Annotated in this window: 21 protein-coding genes; 9 read left to right on the forward strand and 12 right to left on the reverse strand. The window is 40.2% G+C overall.

Features of this window, described 5'->3' with window-relative positions; genetic code table 11:
- Positions 1 to 33 precede the first annotated feature (33 nt).
- Positions 34 to 2271, reverse strand: coding sequence for an AAA domain-containing protein (locus A361_RS12780; protein WP_019379883.1), 2238 nt, complete (start codon positions 2269 to 2271; stop codon positions 34 to 36).
- A 180-nt stretch (positions 2272 to 2451) separates the two neighbouring features.
- Between A361_RS12780 and A361_RS30465 the strand changes: the two genes are divergently transcribed.
- On the forward strand, positions 2452 to 2625 hold the full coding sequence (locus A361_RS30465; RefSeq protein ID WP_019379882.1) for a hypothetical protein: 174 nt from the start codon (positions 2452 to 2454) through the stop codon (positions 2623 to 2625).
- Between the two features lie 6 nt (positions 2626 to 2631).
- Here the strand turns inward: A361_RS30465 and A361_RS12790 are convergent, their stop codons facing one another.
- The 4 genes from A361_RS12790 to A361_RS12805 all read right to left on the reverse strand — a co-directional run bounded on the left by A361_RS12790 (position 2632) and on the right by A361_RS12805 (position 6233).
- A complete protein-coding gene (locus A361_RS12790; RefSeq protein ID WP_019379881.1) occupies positions 2632 to 3894 on the reverse strand; it encodes a glycosyl hydrolase family 18 protein in 1263 nt (420 codons plus the stop codon).
- Between the two features lie 223 nt (positions 3895 to 4117).
- Entirely contained in the window at positions 4118 to 4804 is a 687-nt protein-coding gene (locus A361_RS12795; RefSeq protein ID WP_009334599.1) for a hypothetical protein, read from the reverse strand.
- A gap of 152 nt (positions 4805 to 4956) precedes the next feature.
- Positions 4957 to 5535, reverse strand: coding sequence for a TerD family protein (locus A361_RS12800; protein ID WP_009334598.1), 579 nt, complete (start codon positions 5533 to 5535; stop codon positions 4957 to 4959).
- A 116-nt stretch (positions 5536 to 5651) separates the two neighbouring features.
- Positions 5652 to 6233 carry a TerD family protein gene (locus A361_RS12805; protein WP_009334597.1) on the reverse strand — a complete coding sequence of 194 codons (582 nt, stop codon included), beginning with the start codon at positions 6231 to 6233 and terminating at the stop codon, positions 5652 to 5654.
- A 246-nt stretch (positions 6234 to 6479) separates the two neighbouring features.
- Here A361_RS12805 and A361_RS12810 point away from each other — a divergent pair, with 246 nt between their 5' ends.
- Positions 6480 to 7409 carry a 3'-5' exonuclease gene (locus tag A361_RS12810; RefSeq protein ID WP_009334596.1) on the forward strand — a complete coding sequence of 310 codons (930 nt, stop codon included), beginning with the start codon at positions 6480 to 6482 and terminating at the stop codon, positions 7407 to 7409.
- Positions 7410 to 7559: 150 nt separating this feature from the next.
- On the forward strand, positions 7560 to 8462 hold the full coding sequence (locus A361_RS12815) for an aldo/keto reductase (RefSeq protein WP_019379880.1): 903 nt from the start codon (positions 7560 to 7562) through the stop codon (positions 8460 to 8462).
- A 50-nt stretch (positions 8463 to 8512) separates the two neighbouring features.
- Here the strand turns inward: A361_RS12815 and A361_RS12820 are convergent, their stop codons facing one another.
- The gene (locus A361_RS12820) at positions 8513 to 9001 is read right to left on the reverse strand and encodes a hypothetical protein (protein ID WP_019379879.1); all 489 of its coding nucleotides are present in this window, start codon (positions 8999 to 9001) and stop codon (positions 8513 to 8515) included.
- Between the two features lie 292 nt (positions 9002 to 9293).
- On the opposite strand from A361_RS12820, the gene A361_RS12825 reads away from it, so the two are divergent.
- Positions 9294 to 10331, forward strand: coding sequence for a hypothetical protein (locus A361_RS12825; protein WP_019379878.1), 1038 nt, complete (start codon positions 9294 to 9296; stop codon positions 10329 to 10331).
- A gap of 40 nt (positions 10332 to 10371) precedes the next feature.
- On the opposite strand, the gene A361_RS12830 is transcribed toward A361_RS12825, so the two are convergent.
- The 3 genes from A361_RS12830 to A361_RS12840 all read right to left on the reverse strand — a co-directional run bounded on the left by A361_RS12830 (position 10372) and on the right by A361_RS12840 (position 14091).
- Positions 10372 to 11322, reverse strand: coding sequence for a LysM peptidoglycan-binding and 3D domain-containing protein (locus A361_RS12830; RefSeq protein ID WP_019379877.1), 951 nt, complete (start codon positions 11320 to 11322; stop codon positions 10372 to 10374).
- 285 nt (positions 11323 to 11607) lie between these two features.
- The gene (locus A361_RS12835) at positions 11608 to 13764 is read right to left on the reverse strand and encodes a PAS domain-containing protein (protein ID WP_019379876.1); all 2157 of its coding nucleotides are present in this window, start codon (positions 13762 to 13764) and stop codon (positions 11608 to 11610) included.
- A 129-nt stretch (positions 13765 to 13893) separates the two neighbouring features.
- Positions 13894 to 14091, reverse strand: a complete 198-nt coding sequence (locus tag A361_RS12840) for a hypothetical protein (protein ID WP_019379875.1) — start codon at positions 14089 to 14091, stop codon at positions 13894 to 13896.
- 332 nt (positions 14092 to 14423) lie between these two features.
- Between A361_RS12840 and yhfH the strand changes: the two genes are divergently transcribed.
- Both yhfH and pepF read left to right on the forward strand, forming a co-directional pair.
- Positions 14424 to 14558 carry a protein YhfH gene (yhfH, locus tag A361_RS29385; protein ID WP_009334590.1) on the forward strand — a complete coding sequence of 45 codons (135 nt, stop codon included), beginning with the start codon at positions 14424 to 14426 and terminating at the stop codon, positions 14556 to 14558.
- Between the two features lie 191 nt (positions 14559 to 14749).
- On the forward strand, positions 14750 to 16564 hold the full coding sequence (gene pepF / locus A361_RS12845; RefSeq protein ID WP_019379873.1) for an oligoendopeptidase F: 1815 nt from the start codon (positions 14750 to 14752) through the stop codon (positions 16562 to 16564).
- A gap of 186 nt (positions 16565 to 16750) precedes the next feature.
- On the opposite strand, the gene A361_RS12850 is transcribed toward pepF, so the two are convergent.
- Entirely contained in the window at positions 16751 to 18028 is a 1278-nt protein-coding gene (locus tag A361_RS12850; RefSeq protein ID WP_019379872.1) for an erythromycin esterase family protein, read from the reverse strand.
- Between the two features lie 129 nt (positions 18029 to 18157).
- On the opposite strand from A361_RS12850, the gene A361_RS12855 reads away from it, so the two are divergent.
- Positions 18158 to 18346, forward strand: a complete 189-nt coding sequence (locus tag A361_RS12855; protein ID WP_019379871.1) for a hypothetical protein — start codon at positions 18158 to 18160, stop codon at positions 18344 to 18346.
- Between the two features lie 17 nt (positions 18347 to 18363).
- Positions 18364 to 18606 (forward strand): transcriptional regulator SplA domain-containing protein, encoded by a 243-nt coding sequence (locus A361_RS12860; RefSeq protein ID WP_009334586.1) that lies wholly within the window; start codon positions 18364 to 18366, stop codon positions 18604 to 18606.
- A 56-nt stretch (positions 18607 to 18662) separates the two neighbouring features.
- On the opposite strand, the gene A361_RS12865 is transcribed toward A361_RS12860, so the two are convergent.
- Positions 18663 to 18878, reverse strand: coding sequence for a cold-inducible protein YdjO-related protein (locus A361_RS12865; RefSeq protein WP_236888036.1), 216 nt, complete (start codon positions 18876 to 18878; stop codon positions 18663 to 18665).
- A gap of 55 nt (positions 18879 to 18933) precedes the next feature.
- Between A361_RS12865 and A361_RS30470 the strand changes: the two genes are divergently transcribed.
- On the forward strand, positions 18934 to 19071 hold the full coding sequence (locus A361_RS30470; RefSeq protein ID WP_019379869.1) for a hypothetical protein: 138 nt from the start codon (positions 18934 to 18936) through the stop codon (positions 19069 to 19071).
- A gap of 41 nt (positions 19072 to 19112) precedes the next feature.
- On the opposite strand, the gene A361_RS12870 is transcribed toward A361_RS30470, so the two are convergent.
- Complete coding sequence (locus A361_RS12870; protein WP_019379868.1) at positions 19113 to 19862, reverse strand: YqjF family protein; 750 nt, start codon at positions 19860 to 19862, stop codon at positions 19113 to 19115.
- Between the last annotated feature and the right edge of the window lie 132 nt (positions 19863 to 19994).

Here is a 19994-nt window from a genome sequence, read left to right on the forward strand (position 1 = left end):
CGTATAAAAAGACGCCTCTCTGGGGCGTCTTTTTTATTTTAATTGAGATGTAAGATACGAGCATACAGCTGTTGATTGAAGCCTTGCAGCTACATATGGGGGCCGTGCGCTTTTATGGCTCTCTGCCGGCATGCCCAGCCACAAAATATGTCCGTCAATTATGACGCAGGGAAATGGAATGCCGTTTGGCAATATTTCATCAGGAGCAGCGGAAGGGATAGAATGCTCGGCAAGCATGGTAAGCTTCGTTTGCGGAGGCCTCCCTGAAAGTGCCTGACCCCACTCATTCCCCAGTTCCTTGCCATCAGGCAGGGAAATAATAATCTCCTTTTTAGCTTTAGAAATATCCTCAAACACTTTTTCCAGCTTTCTTGCATGCAGCCATTGGAGGCGTGGATGCTGATTTTTGATCCATCTGCCAATCTGATCAGGATGAATGGCCTGTCCATTGTGCAGCTGGTGGTCTGCCAGCTTCCGCCACGTTTTGTTTTTAAATACGTTGTTGTGTATAAATTCCAAATCGCAAATATGAATAAATTTCCCCTTGGTTCTAGTTATGGCAACATTCAATAATCTTTCGCTTTCTTTCCCGATTAATAGCATTCCAGCTCTCTCATGGGTCGGAGCATCTACAGAGTCAAAAATCATGACATCCCGTTCACTTCCCTGAAAACGGTGAACTGTTGCAGCGATAATATCAGCTGCAGACCTTTCCTGCTCGTATAGCTCACCCAGAAGCTGTTCCATTAATAATGCCTGTGCCCGATACGGGGTGACATAACCTATGGACCTGCTTCCTCCTGTATAAGCTTCATGTATTAACTGAAATCCCAGCAAAAGATCCCATAAATTGATTCTTGAATTCGAACTGCCATCTTTCATGCCATATTCACCTGATCCGGCTGTATTGAGCAGGATCGAGGCTTTGGCGGGAAAAGGCGTGCAGGCAGCGATATCAGCTCTTGCAGCCAAAACATCCGGATGGTCACCAACAAGAGAATGATAGATATGTTTATTCGAAAATGCTGAAATGTCCGGGTGCATACGGCGCTGCTCTTTTAATAGAAAAAGGTGCGGATGCAAGTGTCCATCCTTAACTGCGTCTGACACGCCAGAGTGATGAAAGATATCCTCCCTTAGCCATTTTTCGGACAATTTATGTCTTGATGCAGCAATAGGAGGAAGCTGTTTGAAATCCCCGCAAATGATGACTCTTTTGCCAAGTGAAGCTGCAAAGGCAGCCTGTGGAACATAAGCCATGCTGGCTTCATCGATGATGACTAAATCAAAATTTTTCTCGTAAATTGACGGATCACTTGCGGCTTTTGCCAGTGTTGTTCCAATAATAGAAGCATTTTTTACAAACTCTATTTCTTTTTGCCTGATCTTTTCAAGTACTCCAGATAGCTTCTTTTCTATTTCAATAAGATGGTCGGAATCTCTCTTGCTGAAGGATCGGGATAAATCCTGTTTAAGCAGGCGGCGTTCCTCAAATAGAGCAGCTTTTTGCTCCGAGAGATTTGTATGCTGCTTATTTAAAAGATATTCGGCTGTTAATGAATGATGATCGAATAGTGCTGGACCGACTTGTGACCCGTAACGAAGCAGATCTCCATCAGGAATTTTTCGTTTGCATGATGCAAAGGATGAAATTTCTGCCATTAGGACATCTATTGCCTGATTTGAGTGGGCCAGAATGAGAACACTTTGTCCTTTAAAGTATTTGTTAGCGGCCACACGTGCCAGTGTATAGGTTTTTCCTGTGCCTGGCGGTCCCCAGACATAAGTGGCTGGATTGTACTTAGAACGCAAAATCAATTCATGGGCACCAGTCTTTACCTTATCGGCAGGGTGCTTTGGTGGCATGGAAGGATTCATCAATTTTTTTATCCTATTTCTTTTTCTTTTACTGTCTTTTATGTCCTCTAAGCGCTGAAAAAGCTGATCCAATAGCTCCCAGGGATCATGAAGCAAATATGCTTCCGATAGCTCGATTCCAATATCCTCTTCTAATGCCACTATGACATTATTTCCTTCCGCAGATAGGACTCTTCCTTCCACTCTCTTTCTTCCCCATTCGATTTTTATGGACGATCCAGTTGGAATTTTAATGGCAGAAAGTGTATCAAAAAAATAGGTATATGCATCTGATTTTGAAAGCTGCCGTCCATTTATTATTAAGTAGCGGGAACTCCCATATTTTTTTAAATGTAAGATCTCAGCCTGGATGGCTTTTTGCCACTCTCTTATAAAGCCAAGTGTTGATGTCATTTTGTATCTTCCTTTGTTCACTATGGTATTCAATTAGACTAATATATCATTTACTTGGCGATATGCAAAAAAAAATAATGGAACCTGAATGATTCCATTAACATCAATAGGGTTAATTCCACAAAAGTATGAGATAATGTGTTAATAACACTTTATATGTGTAAAGAAAGAGGGATCAGTGTGAAGCGCAGAAATAAGTTTGAGCATAATGATATTGTTATTCTGATTGACACGGGAGAGAAAGTTACGATCAACAAAACCTGTTATGTGGCGAAAATGAAGAAATACACATATACGATTAAAGAAAAACCAAAAATGTTTTATTTTGAAGAAGAAATGAAGGAGCTTCTTTAAAAAGGGCTATAGAATAGTAAAATTTTTATCCGCAAATGCCCAGTTCTGAGGAAATCGCAAGCTTAATTGCCAGTATGTCATCCCTAAAAGATTATACTGGTCAATTAATTTATATTTTTCAGTAATGCTGCGGATATCTTCAAACCAGACCACATGTTCTTCTTCTCCGTTCCAATATCGGAACCATGGGGATGCTGCATAAGCATCGAATTGAATAACTGCTCCTCTGCTTAATGCTAAATTCTGAATGGCTTGCATGGAAAATGAGCGGGTTAGATTATCCGCAGTTCTCCAGTCATATCCATATAACGGCAAAGCTATTTGCAGTTTTTTCGGGTCAATCTGGGTGATCGAATATTGAATGACTTCTTCAACCCACCATAGTGGAGCGACGGGATTAGGAGGACCAGTGGGATAACCATAGTCCATGGTCATGACTGCAACAATATCGGCGCCCTCCCCAATTGCTTTATAATCATATGCCCCTATTATCCGGTTTGCCGGGAGATCTTCTGTCTTAGCATGTACATTGACATGAAGCACTTTTGGACCTAAGGCATTTTTTAATTCTCTAATGAATGAATTGAAATCCTGGCGCCTTGGCGGCGGGATAAATTCAAAATCCAGGCTGATGCCTCCATAACCTTTTTGAGTGACAAAATTCATCAGGCTTAAGATTAAGTTCCTCCTATTTGCCGGACTTTCAAGCACCCCGCCAATCAGTTCTGCATTAAATTCACCTTGTGCAAGATTTCTGATCATCAGCAGCGGAATGACATCCAGCCGGCGGCTTTCTGCCAATATGGCTGAATCGTCAAGTTCAATATATGCGTAACCTTCCCTTGTTAAAGAATAGGCAGAAATGGCGATGTAGGTTAAGTTCTTTGCTGTTTCCCTGAAAGCGGGTAAAAAAGTATCAGGAGAATACGGGACTATGAACCCTAATGTTTTCATGACTAATCTGCTTGGTGATGGAATATTTAACTTCTGCCCGATATATAGACCCTCCGGCCTTATTTCCGGGTTTGCTGACAGGATAAGATTAATTGTAGTTTGAAAACGCTGGGAAATGCTCCATAATGTATCTCCCGGCTTTACCAGATAAGACCTGATAACTGGTCCGCTTTCAGGAATGTACAGCGCTAAACCAGGGATGATACCAGGTCCGTTCTCAAGGCCATTAGCCGTTCTTATATCCAGGGTAGGAACATTATACTTTTGAGAAATGGCCCAAAGGCTATCGCCTGCCTGAACGATATGAATCCCCATGATGCACCTCTTTTCACCTGCTTTTAATCAGTTTATGGGGGAGTCAAGCCTGATTAGTACCAACAGAGAAATACAGTCAATTGTAAAATTTTAAAAGATTTTTATTAGGGGAGTGATTCGGTGCTGGCTGAAGGGTGAACGAGTTATTTCTTTTTCTGCTGATGACAAAAACAAGTGGCTTCAAGAATTCTTGATAGCCACTTGTTCATTTCGGTATGAATAATTACTGATAATCAGCCTCATGCCCGCTCAGGGAATCCATGTGGCTGGCGATCATGGCAATGATTGTGCTTGCCTCTTCTTTGCTGAAGATAAAGTGATCTTCATCTTTGATCATTTCTTCGTCATCTGTCCAAATGCGGTTAACCCTGCGAAGGACTCCATCACCGGTTTCCTGGACCACTCCAAACTGATAGGATACCTCCACTTCGTCTTCCTTGAAAAAGGCAGTTACTTCAGGAGTTTCCCACTCTACATCTACTTCTTCAAAGATATCATCTTCGCCATCAAGGTCATATTCGTCGTCAATGTCGAAATCTTCCTCTTCTGAAACATATATTTCTTCATCATCTTCAAATGCAAAATGATCTTCATCCTCGCCATTCATATAATCGTGAAGGCTTTCGTGGACTGTATCGATTATGTCTTCAATATCAAAAAGCATGGTTTTAGAAGTATGTCCCAGCTCAAAATCAAAGTCTTCTACATAGAATTCTTCATTATGCGGATCAAAGAATAGAGTGCAAAAATACTCTCTGTCATTATCACTGGTTTCAATAAAAAACTCCATTCTGGGATGCTTGGCACCCCGGTCAATCGACATATGGCCAATCTGATCATATTTACTGCAAATCGATTCAAGATGGTCCTGCAACTCACCGCTTACCCTGTCAAACCATTCAAGTGACATACTGCATCCCTTCCTCTCAAGGTTTTTCTCACACCTATTTTGCCCATTCGCAATTTTTTAAGTATGGGATTAATAACCATCAGCATTGGCTGAGGGTTCTCACTTGACAAACAAAATAGGCACCCAAACCATTTGGGTGCCATGAAGGAAAATTAAACCTGCAGTCCATAGTTGCGGCAAAGAGCTGCCAAGCCGCCTGAGAAGCCGCTGCCAATGGCATTGAACTTCCAGTCATTCCCGTGGCGGTATAATTCACAGAAAACGACTGCTGTTTCAATTGAAAAATCTTCTCCTAGATCAAAACGCAGCAGCTCCTGATTATTGGATTCATCCACTAATCTTACGAATGCATTGGAAACCTGGCCGAAATTTTGCTGCCTTAATTCTGCATCATGAATAGTTACAGTTATGCCAATACGATGAACATGTGAAGGTATTTTGGTAAAGTCGACAACAAGCTGCTCATCGTCTCCGTCTCCTTCACCTGTACGATTGTCTCCTGTATGTATAACTGCTCCGCTTGGATGCTGCAGATTATTATAGAAAATAAAATCATGGTCATTTACACATTTACTGGTTTCATCTGCAAGAAATGCAGATGCGTCAAGGTCAAAATCATGACCGCCGCTATATTTGTTCGTGTCCCAGCCCAGCCCGATAATGGCTCGAGTCAGGCCAGGATTTGTTTTAGTCAGATCAATTCTTTGACCTTTTGATAATTGTATACCCAAGATAATCACTCCTTCATAACACAGGTCCTTTTTTTAGGCAGGTCATCAATATGAGGGGAATACACCCTAAAGAGAAAGCCAGGGAAAAGCTGCTGCTCTGCCTGGAATAATGGAAGTTAACCTACCTGCAAACCGAAGTCTGTCGCAATACGGGCAAGTCCTCCCTGATAGCCTGAACCCACGGCAGAAAATTTCCATTCGCCATTATGACGGTATAATTCTCCTACAACAATGGCAGTTTCAATGGAGAAATCTTCTCCTAAATCATAACGGATTAATTCTTCATTTGTTTCTTCATTAATGATTCTTACAAATGCATTTGAGACCTGACCAAAGTTTTGACCGCGGCCTTCCCCATCATGGATCGTAATGACAAAAGAAATCTTCTCAATGGAGGCAGGAACAGCACTAAGGTTAACTTTAACCTGCTCGTCATCGCCATCGCCCTCACCTGTTCTGTTATCACCTGTATGCAGGACTGAGCCATCGCCGCCTTCAAGCTGGTTGTAGAAAATAAAATCTTTATCAGATGCACACTTGCCATTTGCATCTAATAAAAACACACTGGCATCGAGGTCGAAATCCAAGCCACCATCATATTTATTCGTATCCCAGCCGAGTCCTACTATTACTTTAGACAACCCGGGGTTAGTTTTTGTTAAATCAATTTTTTGCCCTTTCGATAAAGAAATACCCATCCTTCATCCATCCTTTCAAGTTCAATAATTTTTAGAGAAATCGCTATCATATTTGCGACTGAAAACTATGTACCCTTTAAGTGTAAACGTTTCAAAAGAAATCGTAAACCGATTTGCCATTGCACTGGGAAAAAAGTTTCATTCCTGCCAAATATCTTGATGGATAATTCTGTTCCTTCCTTTTTTGCCCGTCATTCTTTATAATATCTTGTTGGATAGCTGGATATTATAAAGGGGGGAAGGCGTATGGCCGAGCTAAAACAGCTGATATTCTTTGATTTTGAAATGCTATGCAGCAAAAATGGTATGCTTTTTGAAGATATGGAGGCCATTCGCCTTGGTGCTGTAAAAGTTGAACTTGAAACAGGTAAGGTAACTGGATTTGACAGGTTCATTCGTCCGCAGCAGGACTCGCCGCTTAGCCCATTCTGCAAAGAATTGACGGGGATATCCGATTCTGATTTAAAAACAGCAGATGACTTTTCTGAGGTGTTTAAAGATTTTCTCTTTTGGGTCGGCGGAGTTAAAAAAGCAAGATTCTATTCCTGGTCGACCAGTGACATCTTAAGATTAAAAGCCGATGCTTTCAGGCATAATCTTCCCCAAGCTACGATTGATAAGATTACCAAAAGATATGTCGATTTTCAGGCTATTTTCACAAAAAGAGCTTCCCGGACTGCAGCTTCAGTGGAAAAAGCATTGTCTTTCTATGACCTTTCTTTTATTGGAGAACCCCATCATCCCATGTATGACGCCTATAATACTTTACGGATATATCAGTCATTTGAAGAACAGAATGTAAAGACCGATTTCATTATGCTGCAGCAGTTTATATTTCAGGAAGCTGAACTTCCTCCTATTGAAAGGCTCAGCCAGGAACTTAAGAATATTTTCCAAAAAGACTTGATAGAATTCTATTCCCATTTAAATGATGCTTTTCGTATGAAAGATGCTTGGAAATTGATAAAGAAAACTAAAAAGCTTGTTGAAAAATATGAGAATATCCTTCTCAGCCGGTCAGGCGTTTTTGATAAAGAATTGATTTCCAATGTTGAGGAATTAACCACTTTTTATCACGAACTTCAAACAGCTTATAAAGAGCATTGTTCATACCCATCAAAAATTATGATTCTGCATGAACAAATGGTTGAACCGCTGCAGAAAATATGCGGATAAAAATGAGGTGACAAAACAGTTGCCTCTTATTTTTATGCCTCTAATTTATGATGATCCAGCACCCTTTGCAATGCCGAAGAACGTTTAGCTTGGTATTCTATGCATTTTCAGAGATAATAACAGTGCGAAAAAAATTGGGAGATGATACTTTTGGATAGAGTGCAGATGGCAGAGGATCTGTCGTTTTCAAGAATCGTACATGGTCTATGGAGACTGGCTGAATGGAAATTATCAGATGAAGAATTAATCACCTTAATAGAAAAGTGTTTGGAGCTGGGAATAACGACATTTGATCATGCCGATATATATGGCAGCTATACATGTGAAAGCCTGTTTGGAAGGGCTCTTGAGAAAAAGCCGGAGCTCCGCAAAAAAATGGAGATTGTAACGAAATGCGGGATTGTACTCCAGTCACCAAATCGCCCTGAGCATAAATCCCATCATTACAATACAGGAAAAAAACATATTATTGCTTCGGTTGAGAAATCTTTGCAAAATCTGAGAACAGATTACATAGATACCCTGCTCATTCATCGTCCTGATCCTTTTATGGATCCGGAAGAAGTTGCTGAGGCATTTTCAGTTTTAAAGGCTGCTGGTAAGGTAAAGCATTTTGGGGTATCCAATTTTAAACGCCATCAGTTTACGATGCTTCAGTCATATCTTGATATGGATCTGATTACAAATCAAATTGAACTTTCTGCCTATCATCTGGAGAACTATGAGGATGGCACATTAAATCTGTGCATGGAAAAAAGAATCGCACCGATGGCCTGGTCCCCTTTGGCTGGCGGGAAAATTTTCAGCGGTACTGAAGAAAAACCGGAACGCCTTAAAGCGGCATTACATAAAGTCGCAGAGGAAATCGGGGCAAGTGATATTGATGAAGTTTTATTTGCTTGGCTCTTAAATCATCCTGCCCGAATCATGCCAATTGTCGGGTCCGGCAAGATTGAAAGAATTGAACGTGCAGCCGGTTCATTGTCTTACAAACTTAACAGGGATCAGTGGTTTGAGATTTTTCAAAGTTCAATGGGGCATGATGTGCCTTAATATATACAAACAGCCCTATTCAAAATCGAATAGGGCTGTTTGCTGGGCATTTATTGGAAAACGCTGTTAAAAGCTGGAGCAGATAGTTCCACTTCTTCAAAAACTTTAGTCATTGAATTGATATATTCCTCTTTAAATGGCTCTGCTTCCGACATATCCTGGGATCCTGCTTTTACCAGCTCAGCTTTTTTAGCATAGTATTGAGAAAGGCTATCAACCGCCGCCTCAATATCCTTAGTGTAGTCTGTTAATTCTTCTGGTACAGACACGGCTTTCGCTTCCTTTTCAAAAGCTGCAGCTGCTTCAGCTGGATCCTGACCTTCAGCGGTCAAGTTTGCATCTGTGTTTCGAATTACCTTTGTCACTTCTCCCTGATAGCTTAAAAGAGCCGAGCGCACTTCTTTGCCTTCATCAGCGGCCTCAGTCGTCTCAGCTGTGGCCTCTTCCTTTTCATCCCCTTTAGAAGCCTCTTCGTTTGAGCATGCTCCAAGCATTAATGTCAGTGCAGCTGCTGAAATCAAGAAAGATAATTTCTTCATGTGATGGTCCTCTCTTTCTTTTTGTTTTAGAGGTAGTTTTGGTTGACTCCCTATGTATTCAGATCCATGACATCGCCTGCCAATTTACTGACAATTAATAATTTACCTATTTTTTCAATTTTTTGCAACACTTTTTAGTACGATTTGCGAAATTTCGTGGAATCGGGACCCTCATGCTCACTATGCTTATCAGCATCAAATTTGAATTGTTCAGGTTTTATAGGATAGTGCCCATCCCTCTCAAAAGGGCTGGCATAGGCTATTATAAAAGTTAAAACTGAGGAGTGTTCCTATGGCCAAACAATCAAATGCGGATGGAAACCCTAAGCTTTATCTAAGCCATTCTGACACTGTTTCCAATCAGGGTACTTATCGGCTGAACTTTCTCCAGGAAGTACTGAAAGAACAGCAAACTGTTAATACCCGTATATCCGAAACATATGAAAATATGAAAAATCAGCTCGATGATTCCTTTTCTGACTTGAGTAAACTTGTAAAAAAAGCAGCTGGAAAACAAAATTATCATATTGAGCATTTGGCAGCTAAGCTTGAAAAGCAGGATGCTTTTTTAATAAGTTTTATGGAAATGATGAACCAGCGCGAAAAGGAAAATGATACTTTGAATAAAAGGCTGGCTGCACTGGAGGAACTAAATAAAGCAATAATGGAAACTCTTGAAAATGAAGAGCAGGTAAATCAGAAGATACTAGAACAAGTATCATTCCAGGAAGCGGCAACTCAGGCACTTTCCCGGAAGTTTGATAAATTTGACGCTTTTACTGAGGAAGCTGTTTCAAATTTTAAAGCTCAGGAAGAACTGAAAGAAGAATTAAGCAAAAAGCTTGATGTTCAGGAAGTATTTCATAATACAGTAATGGAACGTTTAGAACAGCAGTTCTCTGCATTTTCGGAGGAAAAAGCTGAGAATTATGGAATACAGGAGCAAATAAAAGAAGAAATAAATAAAAACTTTGGTTTACAGGAAGTTTATCATAATAAGGTTATAGAACGTCTAGAGCAGCAGTTTGCAGCATTTTCAGAGGAAGCTGAGAAAAAGTTAAATACACAGGAGCAAATGAAAGAAGAATTAAACAAGAAGCTTGGTGTACAGGAACAGGCCAGCAAGTCGATAATGGAACGCTTAAACCGGCAGGAAGCAATCACAGAAAAAATCAGCAGGCAATTAGACAATCTTAAATCGGTTGTTTACGAGCGGGCCTCTCACCTTTCTGAACGATTTGAAAAAAGCTTTAAACAGCTGGCAAAACCAGTCCATAGTTTCTTTGTAAATCAGGAGGAAAAAGCAAGAGGAAGCAATGATAAAGAGTAAAGAAAAGAAGGCACCCAAAAAGGTGCCTTCTTTTCTAGTATTAATCTAGAATTGTAACTTTAACTGTTTTTCTGCCAAAATTGATTGCGTCTTCCTGAGATGGCATGAAGATATCGATCTTGTTGCCTTTAATGGCTCCGCCAGTATCACCTGCTACAGCATTACCATAACCTTCAACATGGACTTTAGTTCCCAGTGGTATCACATTAGGATCCACAGAGATTACTTTTTGATCCGGATTCTCTTTTAAATTGATTCCTGTAGCAGTAATTCCTGAGCAGCCTTCACAATCGGCTGTGTAGGCTGTTGCTTCCATATTCAGCACATTTTGAGCTGTTTCATTATTTGCAGTTTCAGCGGGTGCTTCTGCTTCAGCTTCGGCAGCAGGCTTGGATTCCGCTTCAGCCTTGGCCGGCTCTGTTGCAGGCTTAGCTTCCGCAGCAGGTTTCGCAGGCTCTGGTTCTGGATTTGACTTTGCTTGTGGCTTTGCTTCTGGCGCCGGCTGTGCAGCTTTTTCAGCTGGCTGTGTTTCTTTTGCTACAGTCTGTTCAGACTTTTGCACAGGAGCTGAAACCGTTTTTGCAGGTTTAGCTGATGTTGATGGAGCCTCAGCAACTGCAGCGTTAACAGCTTTAGCATTCGGGTAAAGGATTAATTCATTGTCAGGCAGAATTAAATCAGAGCTTAAGTTGTTCCATTCTTTGATTGCCTCTGCTGTGACGTTATGTTCTGTTGCTATATCCCAAAGAGTATCGCCTTTTGATACTATGTATTTCTTTTCCGGATATACATTAAGTACATCTTCTGGATGGATGATATGAGAAGACAACCCATTCCATTCTTTTATCATATCAACTGGTGTATTATATGTTTGGGAAAAATCCCAAAGAGTATCGCCTTTTTTGACTGTCACTTCTTCTGCTTGTACATTAGCACCTGCTGTTCCGGTGATTGCCGCAGCAGCTACAAAAGATAAAATTGATTTTTTCATGTTGTTAAAACCTCCCGTATAGCTCGTTTTTAGCTAACGGGATTAATAATAACATGGAATCTTTACTAAAAAAGAACAAACAGATAATAATCCCGTTACGCACATAACAGAACGATAACAAACATATTTCAGAGAAAAGGGCACTATAAAGCCAAATTCATGTTTTTCCTTGATATCATGGGAATCTCTCCAATGTTATGATATTTTTCCTATATATTGGAAAATCAATTATTAAACAGGACAGGAATTATTTTCTAACAAAAAAGCCAATCCTTTTGGGATTGGCTATGCAGATTTCGCAGGCAGAACAATATTGAATGTTGTACCTTTATTTAATTCACTCTCGATAAATACTTTTCCGTTATGGCTTTCGATAATTTTAAAGCTGACCATCAGGCCTAAGCCGTTCCCATTTTTTTTGGTTGTAAAAAAAGGTTCTCCGATATTTTTCAGTTTTTCCTGCGGGATTCCTACTCCTGTATCCTTTATTGCAATTTGAACCTGGTTATTTATGATACCAGCTCTAACGGTGATGTTCCCTCCATCAGGCATCGCTTCAATTCCATTTTTGATAAAATTAAGCAAGACTTGTTTTAGCCGATTTTCGTCACATTCAATTTGAATGATATCCTGTTGATATTCGAAACCAATTTTCACGTTTCTATTTCGGGCTTCAAATTCCAAAAAAGAAACGACATTTTTTATAATGGGTATGATATCTCTTTCTTTCAGTTCTGCGGCTTTCGGCTTAGCGAGAACCATAAAATCTTCTACTATATTATTTACCCGGTCAATTTCATCCAAAATGATGCTTAAGTATTCCTGCCGCTCTTCATGTGTCTCTTCCAGCTGCAGGAATTCTGTATATCCTTTCATGGTTGTGAGCGGATTGCGGATTTCATGTGCAACCCCTGCAGCAAGCTGGCCCACTGCTGCCAGTTTATCCTGCTGATGCAATACTTCTTCAGTTTTTTTCCTCTCAGTTATATCGTTTCTTATTGATAAGTATTGATAAGGTTTTCCGTTTGCATTCAGGAACGGCACAATCGTAGTATGAACCCAGTAATAAGATCCGTCTTTTGCTTTATTGCGTATTTCTCCTTTCCAGACTTCTCCCTGGCCAATTGTTTTCCATAAGTTCTTAAAGAATTCTTTTGAATGAAGTCCTGAATTTAAGATGGAATGATTCTGTCCTATCAGTTCTTCCCTGCTGTACTGGGAGATTTCACAAAACATCTCATTTACATTGGTTATTGTTCCTTTTTCATCTGTAAAGGCAATAATAGAAGACTGATCAAGCGCAAATTTAATATCGTTTACATCTTTCAGGGAACTTTTAAGGCTGGCTGCAGCAGATTTCAATGCCGATATATCTGTCCGGATGGAAACATACTGATAGGGTTTATTCTTTTTATTGAGAAAAGGGACAATTGTAGTATCAACCCAATAAAAGCTTCCGTCTTTCGCTTTATTGCGTATTTCCCCTTTCCATATTTCCCCTGATCCAATTGTTTTCCATAGATCTTGAAAAAATTCCGGCGGATGAAAACCCGAATTTAAGATATTGTGATTTTTGCCAAGCAGTTCATGTTCTTCATATTTAGATATCTCAACAAATTTATCATTCACATAAGTGATAACGCCCTTTGGATCTGTAATAGCCACTATAGATGATTCATCAAGAGCAGCCTGAATATCATGTAAATGGGTGTCGCTTGCTTCCAGCCTCTTGCTGATTAAAGTGCTTGAAGCAATAAGCCCGCTCAGGATAAGAATCCCTGCAAAAAATACAAGATAAATCAGAGAAGTCTCCGGAGAGCCTCCCCTGCTAATTTCCCCATTTGAATAGAATGATGACGATCGGATCAGCAGAAAATAACCCTCCACAATGGCTCCGGTGAATATGAGTGCACTTAAGGGCTTGATCCAGATAGGTCTGGAGTACGAAAGACTTTTCGAATAAAAGAGCATCCATAGTGAAAATAAAAAAGAAACAAAAATGATCAGTGCTGAAATGAGGAATATGCTGGGGGAAAACTGCACATTCATCCCCACAGCAAACATACCTGTTACATGGATAGATAGGACTGCCATAGTTAAAAAGAAGCTTCCCGCAAATAGATTGCCTGTTTTCAGCTGCCTGTCGATTACTCTATTAAAGGCCATACCGGTAAATGAAATGCCAAAAATCATGGACAATAAGGTAAGCGGAATATTATAACTTCCTGAAGCATTTATGTTGATGGCGATCATGCCAATAAAGTTCATAATCCATATCCCGATTCCAAGGGAAAAAGTTCCGCCTAAGAACAAAAACTTCTGGTTTCTCTCAGATGGTTTAATCAATGTAAATAAATCTAATGCTGTATAGGAAGCCATAATGGTTAGTATAACCGCTACAAATATTAATATTGGATTAAAAGATTCAATTATCTCAGTCATCGCAGGCTTTTAGCCTCCTCATTATTACTGTATTAAATATGATTGTAATGCAATCATAACAGCCTTGGAAGAGGCCCGGCGAAATAAAGTCAGAAGTTCATTAGTACAGATAGAACTTTTGCTGTATGGCTAGAAATTATTAGATGATTTTACCTCATGCTTCGGACTCACCCCAATGGATATCCACTTTTCCTGTCCGAATGATGACCAACTACGGACTTGCTCATCCGGATTACCCCTTCTTCTGTCCGAATGGGTGGCGACTTCGGACTTGTACCTCCAGACTTCCGCTTCTTCTGTCCGAATGGTTACTAACTTCGCACTCATACCTCCGGATTACCCCTTCTTCTGTCTGAATGATGATCAACTTCGGACTCACTCCTCCAGATATCCCCTACTTCTGTCCGAATGCTGTCCAACTTTGGACTCGCTCCTACGGATTACCCCTTCACCAGTCCGAATGCTGACCAACTTCGGACTCGTCATTCATATCCCCTCTGTCCAAATCGATCCAAAATCTTAATTTGCACCAATAAATATAATAGATAAAATTTTTAAAAAATTTAATCAAACCACTTCACATTTAATTTTGTTTGGTATATACTGTACTACAACAGATGAAAACACGATTAACTGTATTATAAAAAGGAGGAAATTTCATGATTAAAAGTCCAGTTGAATTTTTTAGAACTCTTCCCAAAAAGGTATGTCCGGAGTGCGGCCAAACAGTCAAGGAACAGGCCGAATCTTATCTGATGGAATGTGATCGCTGTCTTTCAAAAAAAATGGAATAGCACAATCAGCGGAAGGCTTCAGGCCCTCCGCCTTTTTATTTACTGCTATATGGCCACTAACAAGAAAACTCGGGATGTTATAGTACAGTGAAACTTAAAATGTTTGAAAAGTCTATAAATTTATAAGGCCATCCTGTATAATTGTTCCATAAACTCTATATTTAGAGAATCGAAATAGGAGGGATCGCTAAATGGTTCAAACAGCAGTAACCAGATTAAAGCGTGTTGAAGTACCGGAAGATCGTACATGGAAAGTGGAGGATTTATTTGCTTTAGAGGAAGATTGGCATAAAGAAGTGAGAAGTATAGATGAAGATCTTGCTGTTTTTGAGCAGTACAAGGGAAAGCTCCATGAAGGCCCGCAAATATTACTGGGCTGCCTTTCCGCTCAGGAAAAGCTCTCCATCCGTTTGGTTCAAGCTGGAACGTATGCTAGCTTGCGCCAGTCGGAGGATGGAACAAATCCGCGCAATCAGGCAAATTCATCCATACTTGCATCTTTAAAAGCAAAAGCAGCCTCTGCTCTTTCGTTTATTGACTCTGAATTAATGTCCTTACCTGAAGGCACGATTGAAAAATACATAGACGATGAAAGCGGCCTTGAACCTTTCAGAAAACAGCTGACAGATCTTCTTGAATCGAAGACGCACAGGCTTTCTCCAGAGACGGAAGAAGCCCTGGCAGCATTGGGTGAAGTATTTGGAGCTCCTTATAATATGTATCAGGCTGCAAAACTTGCTGACATGCCATTTTCCTTTTTTAAAGACAGTAAAGGAAACGATTTGCCAAACTCTTTTGCTCTTTACGAAGATCGTTATGAGTTTTCGTCAGATACTGCCATCAGAAGGAATGCCTATGTCTCATTTACAGATTCACTGGAAAACTATAAGAATACATTTGCCTCTGCCTATTCTGCCGAGGTGAAAAAACAGGTAACACTTGCTAAGCTGAGGAAGTACAGTTCAGCCACACAAATGCTCCTGGATTCCCAGCATGTTACAGAGGAAATGTACAACAATCAGCTGAATATTATCCAAAAAGAGCTTGCCCCCCATATGCGCAGATATGCTCAGTTAAAGAGAAAAGTTCTGGGATTGGATAAGATGCTTTTTTGTGACCTGAAGGCTCCTCTTGATCCGGAGTTCAATCCTGAAACAACATTTGAAGAAGCATCAAAAGTCATATTAGAGGCTCTCAAAGTAATGGGACCTGAGTATACGGATATAATGAAGAAAGGCTTGACTGAACGCTGGGTTGATTTGGCTGACAATGTAGGGAAATCTACAGGTGCATTTTGTTCAAGTCCATATGGATCGCATCCATTCATCCTGATTACATGGACAGACACGATGCGCGGTGCTTTTGTTCTCGCTCATGAGCTTGGGCATGCGGGTCATTTCTATTTGGCCAATAAATATCAGCGTATAATGAATACCCGCCCATCAACCTACTTTGTAGAAGCTCCCTCAACACTTAACGAATTGCTGCTTGGACAGCATTTAATGGCAGGCACTGAGGATATGAGAATGAAGCGCTGGGTAATTCTTCAGCTGCTGGGAACTTATTATCACAACTTTGTCACACACCTTCTCGAGGGAGAATATCAGCGAAGAATATATAATCTTGCTGATCAAGGGATTCCGTTAACGGCAAAAACACTTTCAGATCAAAAGATAGAAACACTTGCTGAATTCTGGGGTGATACGGTTGAACTGGATGATAAGGCGGCTTTAACCTGGATGAGACAGCCTCATTATTATATGGGACTCTATCCATATACTTATTCAGCTGGTTTGACTGCTTCCACAGCTATGGCACAGAGCATTCAAGAGGAAGGCCAGCCTGCCATTGAACGCTGGCTTGATGTTTTAAAAGCTGGCGGAACGAAAAAGCCGCTCGATCTCCTTAAGAGCGCAGGCATTGATATGTCCAAGCCAGATCCAATCCGCAAAGCCGTAAGCTATGTGGGGACCTTAGTGGATGAATTGGAAAACAGCTACATGTAGCAATAAGCCCCTCCGATATTCCGGAGGGGTTTTCAGGTTAAATATACATACTCCATTAGAGGCTTTTTTTGATCTCTGGCTATATAGAAATAATCGGTTTATATGAGGATCAGTAACCTCTAAGCACATCCTCGAATTCATGGAGGGTAAATATGAGATAGTGGGTCTTTTTGTTTGTAATTGCAATTATAATATTGTTACTGGTATGTTAATTGGCTTTAAGGCACGGGTTTTCTCTATATAAATGAAACCGTCATATCTGAGTGAGACTTTCGTAGGCACATAATTCCCGTATTGTTCATATTCAGGGTTATATACGACTCCAATGGCTCGATGACCGATAGATTCATTAAATAATTCCCTGTTATCATCGGTGAACAACAAAATTTTATCTCCAGGGCCAGCCTTGCGAAGCGTATCCTCCCAGCTTCCTGTCTGTGCTGGAGGTACTTCCATAACTTGTAGCTCATTCCCCCATTGTTCCGCTGCGATAACAGTGCCTGAGTGTGTACCAAACCCGAGTGCGAAAACCTGATCTTCCCCATATTTCTCGCGAAGGATTTGCCCAACGTTAACAAGTCCCTCTTCTTTCATATCTGTTGCTCTTGCATCTCCGATATGAGTATTGTGTTCCCATACGATGACCTTGGCATCTTCTCCATAATATTTGGAGATCTCCTCTATGGCACTTACCATGTGATGATCCCTAATATTCCAGTCATCAGGCCCGCCTTTTACCATTGCTCGATAATAGTTTTCTGCATTTACAGCAACAAGGCTATTTAGCATAAGGTTCAGTGATTCTTCTTCGTAGCTCCTGGTATGCCCCCACTTGTTTTTTATTTTAAGTAAAAGTTCGGCTACTTCTTTTTCACAGCCTTCCCCATAAAATGCCGCAGAAACTGCATAATTTTCAGGTGTCCGATGAAAAGGCTCAAAGCAGGCAAATGCTTTTTTAGCAGCTTCCAGTTCTGCAGCTTCCTTTGTCTCCAGAAGTTTTATTATTTCATCCATCGATTCCCATAAGCTATATATATCGATGCCATAGAAACCAGCCTTTAGGCCATGTTTATCAATCAGCTGATTGTGATTATAAAGCCAGGTTATTAGATCTTTAATTTCCTCATTTGCCCACATCCATGTCGGCCACCTGTTAAAATTTTTGAGTGCATCAAGGGGATTCAGATGCACATAACCCTTAACATACCTGTTGATGGTAAAGCAGGAAGGCCAGTCTCCTTCAACAGAGATACAGTTGAACCCTTTTTGTTCAATCAGTCTTTTGGATATTTCTGCTCTTACTGTATAAAATTCTGATGTTCCATGAGAAGCTTCCCCCAATAAAACAAATTTCGCTTCCCCGGCTGCTTGAATAATCCGGTCAAGCCCGGATGAATCGGTGAAAGAGAATGCTTCTTTTTGAATAGCTGTTATCAAGTCCTTATTTTCTTTTATTTTTATCACCTCATTTAAGACCTATATAGTTACTTTGCCCATTTGAATTAGGATTAATATGGTTGAATATAAGACCTATGCGGAGAGAAAACTTTAAAGAAAGGTGCTCGAATATCTATAACAAAAGGAGTTTTAATAATGAAAGATAACGATGAAAAATACCTGACATATGCACCAAAAGAAGAGATGGTAACCATTGAAACGGGTGGCAGTTTTCCAAATTTAAAACATGCAGCTGGGGATTCAGTTGATGAACATGAACAGCAGGAAACGGCAAATGCTATTATAGGTGCGAAAGAAATTGGACAGCAAAACGAAAACCTGTAATAAAAGGAGTGAATGGAATGGAGACAATCGATCCTAAAAAGGTTAAATCTGGTGATGAGGTTTTTGTTATTTATCATAACCCTCATACTCCAAGTGTTGCAAATGTCAGGCCGGCAGAAATTGTACCGCATCCTAAAGACCCTAATGCAGTGGCCCTCTTCCTTAATGAATCCTTCCATTTAATAGAAGAAGATGATGCGTTGTTTTCGTCTGAACATGATGCAGAACAGGCCTTTCATGAATTGTATGGAGACTTTTAGATCATTAAATAAGAAAGACTGTTATCAGGTGACAACAGTCTTTCTAAAATTAATTATCACAAAATTTGCGGCAATTCCCGCATCTCGGCAGTTGTTTCATCACCGCATAATGGGCATTTTAAATCTGAAGAGGCAAAATCTTTTCTCATCCAGCCATTGCAGCTATTGCAGGAATACACCTCTGTATCCAGCATTACAACTTCCGGCTTGTCATCTTGGCCTTTTTTATTGAAAAAAATAGGAAACGCCCCCTTTTTTCTTAGTATGGACAAGAAAGGTAAAAATTATTGAAAATGTTTTAAACAATTTTGAATAGGAGGTGATTCAATGGACCGCCGAGAGAAAAAGAGAAACCTTACTATAGCAGGAACTGATATTGATGAAGTAAAAAGGCTGAACAGTCAATCAGGGCTTTCATATAACGAAGCAAAAAAACTGCTTGCAGAAATCTACTTTAAGAAATGAGGTAGTGAATGGGTTACATCATTAATAGGATTACTCTTTAGTTATGATGAAGAAACTTTTATTAAAGGCCAGAAATAAGCATGTTTTTCCGGAGAGTAGTGTAAGATCGGTTCGCCTTTAAAGTAAATTCGGGGCAAAAATGAAGCTAAAGTGTTTTGATGTATCGTGCAAGAAGCTTCATGCAGCTGCCATTTTGTATGATGAATATCCCCGCGAAAAACCTTTTCACCTTTTGTTACCCATAAGCAATACCTTTCAGTCAGCCATTCATCAAGTGTTCCGGGTTTTGAGTTGAAGGGGCTTGATATTGACTTATAATTTGCTTTGAATTGGCCGTTCTCTGAATGGCCGTGTGTTCGCCTGCTTTCATAATTAACTAGTCCTTGAGACTTACTAACTTGCATTTCGGCATTCATATACGGAAGGTAATACAACATTCTGGCCCCTGTTACGGCTAAAAAGTTGTCTGCATCCAGGCTAAAAAAATATACGCCTTTCATGCCCTCATATTCCACATAAGTCCTTACATTCAATTCATTCATTGATTTCATAATCGGCAATGGCGGAAAGCCGCGCACCCTCATTTTACTGATCCAGAAAGGTACTACCCCCATCCATGCTGTACCATTGTATGTATCTAATGTTAACTGTGAAGGGATGTGTTTTTCCAATATTTCTGCTGGCACTGGCCAATGAGCAAATAAAACATCATTCCATATTTGTTCCATAACCCAGGGTTTATCAGGCAGCGGAAATGGCCTGTGTCCTGTTATCTTCAATTCTTCTTTCATTCCCTTACCGCCCTTCAGTATGTTATATAAATGATTATTCCTCATAATGCGAGTATTAAACTTAGCTGGTATAAATGAATTGTTGATGTTTATAGTTCTATCCTTGGGGATTGCATTGTATTTATGAATGGA

This window comes from Cytobacillus oceanisediminis 2691 (assembly GCF_000294775.2).
GTDB lineage: Bacteria > Bacillota > Bacilli > Bacillales > Cytobacillaceae > Cytobacillus > Cytobacillus pseudoceanisediminis.